9 protein-coding genes are annotated in these 14,638 nt (G+C 61.7%); 6 read left to right on the forward strand and 3 right to left on the reverse strand.

Annotated features, from left to right (window positions below; genetic code table 11):
* Window positions 1-38 precede the first annotated feature (38 nt).
* A complete protein-coding gene (gene hemH, locus MCB86_RS01805) occupies window positions 39-1,064 on the forward strand; it encodes a ferrochelatase (protein ID WP_045161976.1) in 1,026 nt (341 codons plus the stop codon).
* Between the two features lie 68 nt (window positions 1,065-1,132).
* Here hemH and MCB86_RS01810 read toward each other — a convergent pair whose 3' ends face one another.
* Both MCB86_RS01810 and MCB86_RS01815 read right to left on the reverse strand, forming a co-directional pair.
* Entirely contained in the window at window positions 1,133-3,733 is a 2,601-nt protein-coding gene (locus tag MCB86_RS01810) for an EAL domain-containing protein (RefSeq protein ID WP_155397623.1), read from the reverse strand.
* 195 nt (window positions 3,734-3,928) lie between these two features.
* Window positions 3,929-4,375, reverse strand: coding sequence for a PAS domain-containing protein (locus tag MCB86_RS01815; protein WP_239609383.1), 447 nt, complete (start codon window positions 4,373-4,375; stop codon window positions 3,929-3,931).
* 181 nt (window positions 4,376-4,556) lie between these two features.
* Here MCB86_RS01815 and MCB86_RS01820 point away from each other — a divergent pair, with 181 nt between their 5' ends.
* The 5 genes from MCB86_RS01820 to nahK all read left to right on the forward strand — a co-directional run bounded on the left by MCB86_RS01820 (window position 4,557) and on the right by nahK (window position 13,747).
* Window positions 4,557-5,510 (forward strand): MerR family transcriptional regulator, encoded by a 954-nt coding sequence (locus tag MCB86_RS01820; RefSeq protein ID WP_239609385.1) that lies wholly within the window; start codon window positions 4,557-4,559, stop codon window positions 5,508-5,510.
* A 125-nt stretch (window positions 5,511-5,635) separates the two neighbouring features.
* On the forward strand, window positions 5,636-8,170 hold the full coding sequence (gene pqqF / locus MCB86_RS01825) for a pyrroloquinoline quinone biosynthesis protein PqqF (protein WP_239609388.1): 2,535 nt from the start codon (window positions 5,636-5,638) through the stop codon (window positions 8,168-8,170).
* A 309-nt stretch (window positions 8,171-8,479) separates the two neighbouring features.
* The gene (locus tag MCB86_RS01830) at window positions 8,480-9,670 is read left to right on the forward strand and encodes a porin (RefSeq protein ID WP_239609391.1); all 1,191 of its coding nucleotides are present in this window, start codon (window positions 8,480-8,482) and stop codon (window positions 9,668-9,670) included.
* A 359-nt stretch (window positions 9,671-10,029) separates the two neighbouring features.
* Complete coding sequence (gene nosP / locus MCB86_RS01835) at window positions 10,030-11,169, forward strand: nitric oxide-sensing protein NosP (protein ID WP_239609481.1); 1,140 nt, start codon at window positions 10,030-10,032, stop codon at window positions 11,167-11,169.
* Window positions 11,087-13,747 (forward strand): hybrid sensor histidine kinase/response regulator NahK/ErcS', encoded by a 2,661-nt coding sequence (gene nahK / locus MCB86_RS01840; RefSeq protein WP_239609393.1) that lies wholly within the window; start codon window positions 11,087-11,089, stop codon window positions 13,745-13,747. The genes nosP and nahK overlap by 83 nt, the downstream gene beginning before the upstream one ends.
* Before the next feature lie 30 nt (window positions 13,748-13,777).
* Here the strand turns inward: nahK and MCB86_RS01845 are convergent, their stop codons facing one another.
* Complete coding sequence (locus tag MCB86_RS01845; protein ID WP_045161983.1) at window positions 13,778-14,443, reverse strand: response regulator transcription factor; 666 nt, start codon at window positions 14,441-14,443, stop codon at window positions 13,778-13,780.
* Window positions 14,444-14,638 lie beyond the last annotated feature (195 nt).

Raw genomic sequence — 14,638 nt, forward strand, 5'->3', positions numbered from 1 at the left:
TGGCGGCGTAATTCTTTAATCAGTAGTCAGGAATATGCATGACTGAGCAGGCGTTGTTATTGGTCAACCTGGGTTCACCGGCTTCTACCGAGGTCGCGGATGTGCGCCGCTATCTCAATCAATTTCTGATGGATCCCTATGTCGTCGATCTGCCATGGCCCATCCGCCGCTTGCTGGTATCGCTGATTCTGGTCAAACGCCCGGCGCAATCCGCTCATGCCTACGCATCGATCTGGTGGCCGGAGGGGTCGCCACTGGTCGTGCTCAGCCAGCGCCTGACCGATGCAGTGCGTCCTTACTGGACTGAAGGTCCCGTTGAACTGGCAATGCGCTACGGCGAGCCATCGATCGAGAGTAAGCTGGTCAAGCTCGCGAAGCAGGGCATCAAGCAGGTGACCTTTGCGCCGCTGTATCCGCAGTTCGCCGACAGCACCACGACTACCGCCATTGACGAGGCGCAGCGTGTGATCCGAGAGAAGCGCCTCGAGATCAAGCTTTCGATCCTGCAGCCGTTCTATGACCAGCCGGAATACCTCGACGCGCTGGTCGATAGTGCTCGGCCGTACCTGGCGCAGGATTTCGATCATCTACTGTTGAGCTTCCACGGTTTGCCCGAACGCCACCTGCACAAGACCGACCCGACGGGCTCGCATTGCCTGAAAAGCGCGGACTGCTGCCAGCGAGCCGAAGGCGAGGTGCTCGCCAATTGCTACCGCGCCCAATGCATGCAGAGTGGCGCGGCATTCGCCACGCGCGCCGGGCTTCGCCCCGAACAGTGGTCGGTTTCGTTCCAGTCACGGTTAGGCCGCGCCAAGTGGATCGAGCCCTATACCGAAGCGCACCTGGAAGAGCTCGCGGCTATGGGCGTGAAAAAGCTCTTGGTGATGTGCCCGGCATTCGTTGCGGACTGCATCGAAACCCTGGAGGAAATCGGTGATCGCGGCCGTGAGCAATTCATTGGCGCGGGAGGTGAAAACCTGCAGCTGGTTCCCTGCCTGAATACGCACGAAAGCTGGGTGCAGGCGCTGGTCGCGCTCTGCCGGAGGGCGCCGCAGGCCTTGTAGGAGGCCAGCCACAGCTTGCAGCTCAGTGGGTCAGGTGCGAGCGCGGCTCCCGCTACGGAAGCCTGCGATCACGCCACGACTACAAGCTGCAGCGCTTCGAACTCGTTCAGTGGGACGGGGCGACTGAACAAGTAGCCCTGGAACATCTCGCAGCCGTTGGCAATCAGCAACGAGCGTTGCGCTTCTGTTTCGACCCCTTCAGCGATGACTTCCAGATTGAGCCCCGCGGCGAGCGCGCAGGTGGCCCGGACGATCATCTGGCTACTGGGGTCCTCGGCCAACTGGCGGACAAACGACTGATCGATCTTCAACTGATCGAGCGGTAACCGCTGCAGGTAGGCCATGGACGAATAACCGGTGCCGAAATCGTCGATCGCAAAGCGGATGCCGTGCTGTTTCAGGATGTTCATCCGCACGACAGCTTCTTCCATGTCATCCAGCAGCAATGATTCGGTGATCTCGAGCTTGAGTAGTCGTGGGTCGGCGCCAGTGCGCTCCAGCAGCTCGAGCAGGCGGTGGGCGAAGTCGGACTGATACAGCAGGCTCGCGCTGAGGTTGACCGCCAGCGTCAGTTCGTCTCGGCCCGGCTGGTGGGCCCAAGCGGCAAGCTGCTCGCAGGCCTGGGTCAGTACGACGAAATCCAGCGCTTCGATCAGTCCAGCGCGCTCGGCCGGTCCGATGAAGTGGATAGGGAACAGCAGGCCGCGTTGCGGATGCTGCCATCGCGCCAGCACTTCCGCCCCGACGAGCCCCCGATGTCGTTCGATCTGTGCCTGGAACTGAATCACGAACTCGCCGGCGTCGAGCCCGCGGCGAATCTCCTCTTCCAGACGCAAACGTTCCTGCACCGCTTGCTGCATGCGCGGGTCGAAGAAGCGCAGCGCGTTCCTACCAGCTTGCTTGGCTTCGTACAGGGACATGTCGGCGCGCTTCATCAGCTCCTCGGCGTCGCCGTCGCAGGCATTAAGGAGTACTACGCCGATACTGGCGCTGCTGTGTAACAGTAGCGACTCCAGCCGGTAAGGCGCGCTGAGCGCCGCGAGCAGTTTTTCTCCGATCTGCTCGGCCCGGGCTGCCGCATATTCCGCCCGTAAGTCCAGGTCTTCGAGCATGACCACGAACTCGTCGCCGCCGAGCCGGGCGATAGTGTCGATCGTGCGGACCTCGTTGCTTAGTCGTTCGGCGACCTGGCAAAGCAGCTGGTCGCCCGCCTGATGGCCATGCAAATCGTTGATGTTCTTGAAATTGTCCAGGTCGATGAACATCAATGCACCGTAACGCTGGCTGCGATTGGATGCTGCTAACGCCTGTTTGAGACGATCAAGCAGCAAACGGCGGTTAGGCAGGCCGCTCAGTGGATCGTAGAAGGCGAGGTGATGAATGCGCTCTTCCGCTTCCTTGCGCTCGGTGATGTCGGTGAAAGCCGCTACGTAATGCGACACCTTGCCGTGCGCGTCAAGAACCGTAGTGATCGACAGCCACTCGGGGTATATCTCACCGCTTTTGCGCCGGTTCCAGATTTCCCCCTGCCAGGCGCCGGTCTGCTCGATACTGCGCCACATGGCCTGGTAGAAGTCGGGAGTGTGCCGTCCGGAGGCGAGCAGACGAGTGTCCTGACCAATGGCTTCCGCTGCGCTGTAGCCGCTGATATCGCTGAATGCCTGGTTCACCCGCAGAATACGATTCTCCGCGTCGGCGATGATCATGCCTTGCTGGCTTTCGAATGCGATCGAGGCGATGCGCCGCTCCTGCTCGGCATTGGCGCGCTCGCTGATATCGCGGCTCAGACAGACCACTGCCGGCTTATACGGTTGCGCCAATGTCAGGCATTGTGCCCGTACTTCGAAGACCTTCAGCCCGCCAGCGCTTTGGATGGAATATTCGAAAAGGCCGGGCGAATCGCTGGCGAGAGTACTGCGGATGAATTCACGAAAACGCGATGCCTGCGATGCTGGAAGCACGTCATCCAGGGTTTTGCCCACCAACGTTGGGTCAGTGCCATGGGAAACGGCGGCATCGTTGGCGATCACTTCAAGGTAGCGACCATCCTCATCGAGCACCATCAGCACGTCGGGAATCGCTTGGGTAATAGCCCTCAAGCGAGCTTCGCTGAGGTGCATCGCGCGTTCGATCTGCGCGCGATTGAGCATGTCGGCCAGCATCAGGCCGAGTAACACCACCGCGGTCGGCATGACCAGCAACATCGGAACCGCGACCTGATCGATGGTGGGTGCCACGAAGGGCGCTGGCAAAAGCAGCAGGGTGGCGACAACGCAAGCATGCAGCAGCAGGCCAAACAGCAGCAGCGGCCGGAAGCCGATCGCCAGTTGTCCGCGCTGATGAAAATATCGATAGCCGAGCCCCAGACCGATTGGCAGCATTACGTTGAGCAACCCGACCCAGACGCCCGAGCCGCCGAGCCACAACCGGTAGCTGCCTGCCAACACGCCGGCGATACCGGCGACGATCGGGCCGCCGAACAGCGCCCCCATGCTCAGCACCACGGTGCGCGCGTCGAATATGATTCCCGACTGCATGGAGAGCGGCATCAGCATGCCGACGATGCAGGCGCCGCCGAACCACAGGCCCGCCATGCACTTTGCCCGGCGGTGATGGCGCTGTCCCCACTGGCGCGCGGTATAGGACAGCAGCCAGCAGAGAGCGAGCATTACCGTTGCGTTTTCGGCGAAAGCGTAGGCGGTCAAGGATACGGGTCCGAATGCATCCGCCGTTCAGCTAGGCGGTGGTTAATGGTTGACTATCTGTTCGCAGCAGGGCGATCTGACACATCGGCCATGCTTCAAGCGTATCGGCGACAGTTTGACCGGCTGAAGGGCAAATGGATAAAGGACGACCAGAGGCGGTTAGCGTTTAAGTGCGGCGAGCTGACTTTTGAGTTGCTGCACTTCGGCTTCCAGTTCGACGACCCGCTGTCCAGCCTCGACCTCGAGGCTGACGTCCTTTTGAATACCGATGAAATAGGTGAGTTGGTCAGCTTCGTTGAATACCGGTGTGATCGAAAGCTCGTTCCAGAACGCGCTGCCATCCTTTCGGTAATTGCGGATGATCTGGCGGCAGGGCTGGCTGCTCCTTATCGCCTCGCGAATCGCCGCGACACCGGGCTGGGCGCGGTCGTCTGCCTGCAGGAAGCGGCAATCCTGATAGAGGATATCCTCCACGGCGTAACCGGTCAGGCGTTCGAAGGCTGGGTTTGCATAGATCAAGATGGTGTCCTCACCCTCTTGCTCGGCAATCACGATCCCATCGTTCGAGGCGTCGATTATCCTTTGCAGCAGCTTGGCATTGATCATCTGAGGCCCCTCATTCGTGCTCGCGGCATTCTAGATCAACTTCGGACGGGACGGCACGGTCTGGCGTGGCGCAGAGCGGCCGGTCGATACTGGAGCGAGCCGAACTGCGTATTTCAGCACGGTCTGAACGGCTCGGGCCTGGGCTACAATGCGGCGATCATCTGCATGAGCTGCCCGCGTCATGACCGAACCTGCCCAGGTATCCACACGGCTTTCTTCCGACACGCTCCGGCAGGAAGAGCTGTTCCCGATTCGGGAAGTCTCGCGTCTGACGGGCGTCAACCCGGTCACGCTGCGCGCTTGGGAGCGGCGCTATGGTCTGATCCAGCCCACCCGCACCGAAAGTGGCCATCGCCTTTATTCCCTGACCGATATTGAATCCATTCGCAGCATCCGGTCCTGGACCGACCGTGGCGTCGCCGTCAGCAAGGTGGGCAGCATTCTTTCCCGCCATGCTGCAACCAGAGCCGCCTTACCGGTGGAGCAGCAGGAAGCGATAGGTGAATGGAGCGAATGGATGGTGCAGGTGCAGCACGCCGTGAGCAGTTTCGATGGGGCCCGGCTGGATCAGCTTTACGGGCAGATTTTCTCCCTCTATCCGCAGGCGGCGGTCTTTCAGGATGTGTTGCTTCCAGTGTGGCAACAGCTGCTGCTGCGTCAGGGCGAATATGGCCAGACCAGCGAATGGCTATTTCTCGATGCGTTCCTCCGCGCCCGCGTGCTGCAGCGGTTGCAGATTGCCAGCAGCCAGGCAGAAAGGCGCGTCTTGCTAGCGGCCTTGCCGGGACCGTGTCGAGAGCTCGAGCTGTTGATCACCGGTCTGCTGCTGTCCAGCGACACCGTAGCCGTCAATGTGCTGGGGCTCGGACAGCCTCTCGATGAGCTTCCGCTGGTTTGCGAAAAGGCTCGTCCGCGCGCGCTGGTGCTTTATGCCAACGCCCCGCCGAGCGCGGCACTAATGCGCCAAATGACCAAGCTCTCGCTGGGCATCGACTGCCCGCTGGCGTTGGTAGGCGAGGGGGCAGAATTTTCGGAAGAAGTTTTTAGAGGGGCCTCGATTGCCTGCCTCGGCACTTCGGGCAAGCTGATGCAGCGCCGCCTGCTGCAGCTTCTCGAAGGGCATTTGGATACCTAACGACCACCGACACGGCCGTCAGCCGGCCTTGCTGAACGGCGCGCAGGGTCCGATGCTTAAGCATCATTGTGTCGGCCGCGACTCGGCGCGATGCTTAGCGACCTCAGCCGGAACACGATGACGCCATGCTCCAGACTTCCGATCCGACGCAGCGTCCTCCACAAGTGGCTCTGACCAAAGGATTGCGGGTGCGCCTGCTACCGTTATCGCACGGCGCGCAGGCCGCCGCCCTGGTGCGGGTTCATGCCGGTTCCCATGACGCTCCCGAGAGTTACCCAGGGCTGGCCCATTTCCTCGAGCACCTGCTGTTTCTCGGCAGTCGTGACTATGGCGCGGCACAAAGCCTGATGCCTTTCGTTCAGGGGTGCGGCGGGCAGTTGAATGCCTCGACGCGCGAACGTCATACCGACTTCTTCTTCCAGCTCCCGGCCAGCAAGCTCGAAGCAGCTTTGCGGCGTCTGTTGGATATGCTGGCGCATCCGCTGCTCGATCCCTCTGCACAGCTGCGCGAACGCGAGGTGCTGCATGCCGAATACCGCGCCCGCGCCCAGGACATCGAAACGCTCTGCGATGCCGCATTGAGCACAGCCTTCGATCCTGCTCACCCGCTCAGCGGTTTTCATGCCGGCAACCGGGACACGCTACCGGTGGAGGATCCGCAGTTTCAGCAGACGCTGCTCGATTTTCATCAGCGCTTCTACCAGTGTGGACAGATGGAGCTGTTGTTGGCCGGACCGCAGAGCGTTGCCGAACTGCAGCGGCTCGCGGCCCTGGCGGACGACACGCTCACAGCGGGCGGCGCCGTCACCCGCGCCGTGCAGCCTTTGCGTTGCAATCGTGATAGCTGGCTTCGGTTACAGATCGCAAGCGCTCAGCCGCGGCTGAATCTCCTGTTCGCCCTTGACGCGATGCCTGAGCACGGCGTGCCAGCACTGGATCACTTTGCCAGTTGGATAGCGTCCGAGGCGCCTGAAAGTGTTGTCCAGCGGCTACGCGCGGCAGACCTGTGCCAATCGTTGAAGTTGCGCGTGCCTTATTGGCATGCGGGGCAGGGCGTGGTGGTCATCGAGCTGATGCTGACCGCGCGAGGCTTAGCCGAGCGAGCGAGGATTGTCGACGCGGTGCTCGACTGGCTGCGCTTCTTCTCGGACGAGGCACGCTGGCAACCCTGTCGCGAAGAGTATCGAAGCATCCGTCAGCGAAGCCTGCAGGGTGCCGAGCCGCTGGCCAAGCTACGCCATTGGGCGGACCCGCTGGCCTGGGCCAACGACAGCGACGAAGTGGCGATCCGCGAGGCGCTGGGTACGCTCTTGAGGCAGATGATCGGGGCCGGCCCGCTGGTGTTGACCGCTGACACCGCCGCCTGCGAAGCCATCGAAACCGACGGTTTTCCGCTGCGCCTGGGACTGGAAACGCCGTCGCCAACAGAACCGCACTCCTGGGGCTGGCAACAGCCGGCACCCAATCCGTGGCTGCAGCCCTGTGCCGCGACGCACGGGGCCCGTTCGGTCACGCCGGCGCTACGGCGGCTTGGGCCGGGTGATGCCAGCGATCGTGGGGCGCTGTTCGTGCATTGGCGATTCGCTGCCGGGCAGCCACCGTCGGGGTTATGGCACGCACTGTCGCATGCCTTGCGCTCGGGAATCTGGGCCGCGCAGCAGGCCGGCGTAACGCTGCGTTTAGAGGATCTGGGAGAGGGCTGGTGTCTATCACTCGAAGGCTTCGCCGAGGCCATACCGATGATTCTCGGCGACATATCGCGGCTGCTGCTCGAGCCGCCCGCGGAGTCGTTCCCTCTGGGCGATCGGCTTGCCGAGCGTGAGGTGGCGCTCGGTGACGGTGAGATGCTGATCCGTCAACTCCTCAAACGCTTGCCTCGGCTGCTCGCGAGCGTGTCCCGGAACGCCGGTCGGGATGCCGTATTGACGGAGCCGTTAGCCTTGTCTCGGTACTGGCAATCGGCGCAATGGCACGGTCTGGCGATAGGCTTTGCACCGGCCTTCAGTGACTCGCTCGCGGATGCGATCAGCAGGCTGCCGGGAACGCCCTCGAGCGCACCCGTCGCAATGGCCGGCCATTGCGCAGGCCGGCGTTGGCACGATATCGGCGGCGGGGTGCCCATGTCCGAAACGGCCTTTCTGCTGTTTTGTCCGCTGCCGGACCGCACGGTCGCATGCGAAGCGGCCTGGCGTGTCTTAGCGCGTCTGCTTGAAGGGGCCTTCTTCCGCCGCCTGCGCAGCGAGCTGCAGCTGGGGTATGCGGTTTTCAGTCGCTTCTGTCAGTTGGGTGGCCACGCCGGCATGCTCTTCGCGGTGCAGTCGCCAGTGGCGTCCGCCGAAGCGATTCTTGACCATATTCAGACCTTCCTATTGGACTTCGCCACGACGCTGGCGGAGCAGTCCACCGAGATCGTCGAGCGTGCCGCCCGCGAAGCGAGCGACAGGCATGTTGTCAGTCCGACAGAGCTGCACGCCCGGGCAGAGGCGGCCTGGCAGAGCGTCCTGGCAGGGCATGACGTTGCGCATCCCGCGCAGGTTGCCGCCGCCATGTGCAGCCTGCGACGCGACGATCTAACCGCAGCCCTGGATGCCCTGCGTGCTGCGACCGGGGGCTGGGTCGTGGTTGCCAACGCACCCGCGCCGGCCCCTGACTGGTCCTGATTCCGCTCCGCTGCTGCGCCGTTCTCGCGCCATTGCCGCGCGGATCCTCGCCATCTTTAATCGATCCAAACGCCATGATTTGGCCGTACGGACAGGCCCGTATGGTGTTGCCTGGGCATACCTAAGCGTGACGGCGTACTACCTAGGCGCTAGTTCCTCCGGCATGACGGGCATGTGCTTAAAGCGCAAGACAACGCTAGCGGCCAAAGAAGTAGCCAATTGCCGCCATAGCAGCGTATGGCCTCGCGGTTGCGCTTTCGATAATCCGCCTCGACACGACTGCCTGTCGTCACATCAGCGGAGAGCGCCATGCACAACAAGAAGAAAGCGGTTACCACCTTTTTGCCCCTGGCTCTGGCCAGCGCGATTGCCATGAGCCTGAGCCAGTCGGCCATGGCTGAAATTGTCCTGTATGACCAGGACGACACTACCTTTTCCACCGACGGCTATGTGAACGCCTTCTTCGTCAACAGCGACGTCGACCGCGAAGGCGAGCTGAACGACCGCCGCCAGTCGCGGGTGAAGATGGGATTCCTGCCCAACTGGATCGGCTTCAACTTCGGCAAGCAGGTCGGTGACCTGAAGCTTGGTGCGCGTTCATCCTTCTGGGTCACCATCAACGACAGCGATACCAACGGCACGGCCACCGCCATCGACGTACGCCAGTTCTACGGTACCGTTGGTAGCGAGTGGGGCGAGGTCCTGATCGGTAAGGATTTCGGTCTGTTTGCTCGCTCCAACATTTTCATGGACGAGATGCTGGCCAGCTTTGGCAACTCGGCCGACGCTCTCGGTCTGGTGGATGGTGCCGGCGTTTCGTTTGGCAACATCGGCACCGGGTACCCCTATCCATTCCCGACCTCGCAGATCACCTACCGCTCGCCGGTCATGGAAGGGCTGCGCGTGGCCGCCGGCATCATGGACCCGGTCGACACCAACAACGACACCACCAACGGCGGCCAGTCGTACCAGGACAATCCGCGCTTCGAGTCGGAAATCACCTACCAGTTCGATGTCGGTGGCGCGCAGATATACTCCTGGCTGAACGGCGCCTATCAGACCTCTGACAATACCGACTCCACCGTGGATGAAGTAACCTCCAAAGGCCTCGGTTACGGCGTGCAAGCCAAGATGGGTGGGGTCTCGCTGACCGCCTCCGGGTTCCAGGCCAAGGGCATGAGCCCGTTCTTCACCAACAACTTCCTCGAGCCGGTATTACGCGAAACCGACAGTGACGGCTATCTGCTGCAGGGTTCTTATACCTTTGGCAAGAACCGCCTCGCGCTGTCGTACGGCAAGACCCAGGACGACGGCAACAACGTGGTGGCGCTGGGTAGCGAGGCCGATTATGAAACCCGTGGGATCGCCTACTTCCGGACCATAAACGACAACCTCAAACTGGTGGCCGAGTACAACCAGTATGAAGTCGACGCGGCTGCTGGAAGCAGTCTCAATGAAGATACCAATACCTTCGCGGTGGGCGCCGTGCTGAACTGGTAAATCCCACTGCTGCACGCACCGGAGGTCCTGCGCGACCTGCCGGTGACGAACCCCGCCGAAACGGCGGGGTTTCTTTTTTCTGCACGAATCGTTGGCCCCGAAACAGCACTCGCTGCGAGCGGCCCAGGCTGACGCAGGCATATCTTCGGGGCGAAGCGTTCAAGCGTCCCGGGACGGCAGGGGGTTCCGACGCCGATGACTACCGAGTGCGTTTGTCGCATCGCGACCTTGGCAGGGCACCACCGGTACTGAAGTAGCATTTTCGTGCCGAATGCCCTGACCAAGAATGAGGTCATCCAATATCGGTGTATGGGGTGCGGTGCGTGATCGAACAAGACGGCGAGGCGATACGCACAGCGATGTCCGAAGCCCATGACGCCGAGACGGTGGCGCAGGATCTGGCGCGTCAGCTGATTCATCCGCACCTGGGTTTTGTCCTGTTCTTCTGCTCGGCCGAATATGACCTGCCGGCGCTGGGTGATGCATTGAAGCAGTACTTCGGCGGCGTAAGGGTGGTGGGATGCACCTCGGCCGGTGAGATCACCTCGCAGGGTTACGGGCGCAGTTGCGTCACGGCGATTGGTTTCGATCACCGCAGTTTTTCCATTGCCAGCGAGCTGATCGTCGAAATGGATCGCTTCGGGCTGATCGACGCTCAGCAGTTGGTCGAGCGACTCGGCAGCGACTGTCGGAGCAACTCGCTGGCGCCGATCAAGGACCACAGCTTCGCCCTGACGCTGCTCGATGGTTTGTCCAGCCGCGAGGAAATCGTGCTATCGGCCCTGAGTGCCGCCTTCGGCAGCATTCCTCACTTCGGCGGTTCGGCGGGCGACGATAATCATCTAGCTGACACCCATGTCTACTACGACGGCAAGTTCCACAGCGGTGCAGCCATCGTCGTGTTGGTCAATACCTGGTTGGACTTTGAGGTCTTCACCACTCATCACATGCTGGCGCGCAGCGAGAAGCTCGTGGTGACGCACGCCGACAGTCATGCCCGGCGCGTCTACGAATTGAACGCCGAGCCCGCCGCCGAGGAATACGCCCGGCTTATCGGCGTGAACGTCAATGACCTCGACCACCGGCTGTTCGCCGCCCACCCGCTGGCGGTGCGCATCAACGAGCATTACTACGTGCGCTCGATACAGAAGGTCAACGCAGACCTCAGCCTGACGTTCTACTGCGCGGTGGAGAACGGCATCGTCCTGACCGCCATGCAACCCGGGCCGATGATGCCGAATCTCGAGGCGTTGTTCGAACGGCTCGAACAGCGCCTCGGCTCGCCACTGCTGACCATCGGCTGCGATTGCTTTTTGCGGCGGTTGGAAATCGAAGGCGACGGTTCGACGCAGCAGATGTCCGCGTTTCTCCGACGCCAACAGGTGATCGGCTTCAACACCTACGGAGAGCAGTTCAATGGCATGCACATCAACCAGACCTTCACCGGCGTCGCCATCGGTCGGCCTGGAGGACGGGCTGGAGAAAGGAGCGCTCGCTGAGCTACGCCTCAGACAGGCCGAACTCGAACGCGAGAACCACAAGCTGCGGCGCATCAACGCCGCGCTGATCGAACGCGTCGAGTCCAGCGGCTCCGGGCGCGATGCATCCTACGCGGCCTTCCAGCACTCGGTCGAACTGGCCGAACAGGTGCGCGAGCGAACCGATGCGCTCAACCAGGCGATGGCGGAGCTCAAAGCCAGCAACCGCCTGCTCAGCGACGCAAGAATGCGCGCCGAAACCGCACATCAGCATCTGGTGGACGCCATCGAGAGCATTTCCGATGCCTTCGTGCTGTTCGACAAGGATCAGCGCATCGTCCTGTTCAACAAGCGCTTCAAGTCGTTGTGGAGCCGTACTCGGGCGCGCATCAACAGCGGCACGCGGCTTTCGGAACTCAAACGACTGGCTGAAAGCAGCGGGATGATCGCCGAAGAGCATCGCGGCAAGGCCAACGAGCCAACCGTCTACCGTCTGCAGAGCGGGCGCTGGGTGCAACTCAGCGAACGGCCGACCCGTGAGGGCGGCCTGGTAATGCTCTACACCGACATTACCGAGGTCAAGGTCAGCGAAACCATGCGCCGCGAGCAGGCCCTGGCGCAAAAGTCGCGGTTGCTCCAGCGCGCCGTGGACAACCTGTCCCAAGGCGTCGCCATGGTCAGCGCAGATGGCAGCCTGGAGCTGTGGAACGGTCGTTTTCTGGAGCTTTGCGGCCTGGCACCGATCGAGGCGCACCGGCCGTTCGAAGAGGTCATGGCCGACAGTGAACTGAAACTGCTGACACCCAACAGCCGCGATGCCCGGGGCAATCCTCTGAGCGAGCTAGAGCAACACCTGTTCGATGGCCGTACCCTGGAAGTCCGCACCCATCCGTTACCCACTGGCGGCTTCGTCAATACGTTCACCGACATTACCGAGCGCTACCGGCATGCCGAGGCGCTGCGCGAGAGCGAACGCTGGATCCGCCTGATCACCGATCATGTTCCCGCGCTGATCGCCTACGTCTCGGCGGATCTGACCTACGAGTTCACCAACAAGGTCTACGAAGAGTGGTATCGCTGGCCAAGCGACGGCATGCTCGGTCAGTCCCTGCGTGAGATCCACAGCGGGGAACATTGGCAGCAGCTCGAACCTTATATCGAACGCGCCATGTCCGGTGAGAACGTCAGTTTCGAAATGGCCGAGCCCAACCATTCGGGCCAGCAGCGGTACATGCTGCGCTCCTATGTGCCGAATCGGCAGGCCAATGGCGAGGTGGCGGGCATCTTCGTGCTGATCCAGGACATCACCGACCGCCGCCGCACCGCTGAAGCCTTGCATCAGGCCTATCAGAACCTTGAGCAACGCGTGCGCGAGCGTACCGCGGAGCTGACCAGCCTGAATGAGCAGTTGCTGTGTGAAATCGATGAGCGCGCCCATGCCGAAGCCCGCCTGCGCGAAGCCAAGCGTGAAGCCGAGCTGGCGAATCTATCCAAGACCAAGTTCCTCGCCGCGGTCAGCCACGACCTGTTGCAACCACTCAATGCCGCACGGCTATTCACCAGCGCTTTGCTCGAGCAACCCGTTGCGCCGAACGGCGGCCTGATTCGCAACATCAGTAATTCCCTGGAGGATGTGGAGAACCTGCTCGGTACTTTGGTGGATATATCCAAGCTCGACGCGGGTGTGATCAAGCCGGATATCGCCCCCTTCGCCGTCAGCGAGCTGTTGGAAAACCTGGCTGTGGAGTTCCGCCAGATCGCTGGCGCCGAGCACCTGCAGCTGGATTTCATCCCATGCTCGGCGCTGGTACGCAGCGATATCCAGCTACTGGCACGGATTCTGCGCAACCTGCTGACCAATGCGATTCGCTATACCCCTCAAGGTCGCGTGCTGCTCGGTTGCCGGCGTCGGCGGCAAAGCCTGTCCATCGAGGTTTGGGATACTGGGGTTGGTATCGCCGAGGATCGCCTGGAAGAAGTCTTCCACGAATTCAAACGAGGCGAGGGGGTGCGTCCCAACCAGGACCGCGGGCTTGGCCTGGGGCTGGCAATCGTCGACAAGATCGCGCGCATGCTCGGTCACCGGATCCTGGTTCGCTCGCAGCCGGGGCGCGGTTCGGTATTCGCCATCGAAGTACCGCTGTCGAAGCGTGCGCCCAAGGCCAGGCAGGAGCCGAGCTCCTCGGACCTGCTGCTGGAACGCCTCAAAGGGGCCAGGGTTTGGGTAGTCGACAATGACACCGCGATCTGTGCGGGCATGCGTACTTTGCTCGAAGGCTGGGGCTGTATGGTGATCACCGCGCTTTCGGAAGAAGATCTGGCCGGGCAGGTCGATAACTTCCATGCCGACGCCGATCTGATCATCGCCGATTATCATCTCGATAACGGCTGCAACGGCGCCGAGGTGGTCGCCACGGTCAACGCGCGCCGCGCCAGCCCGCTACCGGTGCTGATGATCACCGCCAATTACAGCAATGAACTCAAGCAGCAAGTGCGTGAGCTGGGCCACATGCTGATGCATAAGCCGGTGCGGCCGATGAAGCTCAAGACCGCCATGTGCCACATGCTGGAACACGGCCATTCGCAATGGCTCCGCTGACCGGAAGGAATACTGACGTGCTGTTGCCGGTCAGCGACGCAGATAGGCGGTGAAATCGATATCACCCGCCGACAGAATGGCCTGTACGCGGTTGTGCACGTTTAGCTTGCGCAGAATCGCCGAAACGTGGGCCTTGACGGTCGTTTCGGCGATGTCGAGGTTGTAGGCGATCTGTTTGTTCGACTCGCCCTTGGTCATGCGCTCCAGCACCAGCAGTTGCTTGCGTGTCAGCGCCTGCAGAAGCTCGGGTGGGATGCTCTGTTCATTGTGTTGCGCGCGACGGGTGGTGGCCTTCTGACTACGGATGATGTCCGACGGCAGATAGACGTTACCGTTGAGGATCTGCTCGATGGCTTCGGTCATCTGTGCGCGCGGGGAGGATTTGGTGATGAAGCCGCAGGCGCCATAGGTGATGGCCTGCAGCACGACCTGTTTGTCCTGCTCGGCGGAAACGATGACCACCGGAATGGTCGGCGCTTCGTTGCGCAAGTTGATCAAGCCGTTGAGGCCATGCATGCCGGGCATGTTGAGGTCCAGCAGGACCAGATCCAGATCGTCGTTCTCCAAGGTCAGCGCCAGCGCGCTATCGAGATCGGCGGTTTCCAGAATCTCGCTGCCTGGAAAACCGTCCCGGATGACGTTCTGAATGGCCTCGCGAAACAGCGGGTGGTCATCAGCTATCAGTATCTTGTACATGGCCGGTCACCTTATTGTTGTGATTATGCTGGGGTGGATTTTCGTTCTTTGCAGCCTAGCTCGCTCAGCGCCAGGCGGCGCACCGAGGCGGTTTCGATCAGGGAGGGGCGATTGGGTTGCGCATATTCCCAGACCGGCGGAAGGACGCCAACAAAGCGCGCGAGCTGGGGTAGGTGTCGGGACCGTGGCGGAAGC

The sequence above is a fragment of the Pseudomonas sp. KSR10 genome (assembly GCF_022355455.1).
In the GTDB taxonomy this organism is placed as follows: domain Bacteria; phylum Pseudomonadota; class Gammaproteobacteria; order Pseudomonadales; family Pseudomonadaceae; genus Stutzerimonas; species Stutzerimonas stutzeri_E.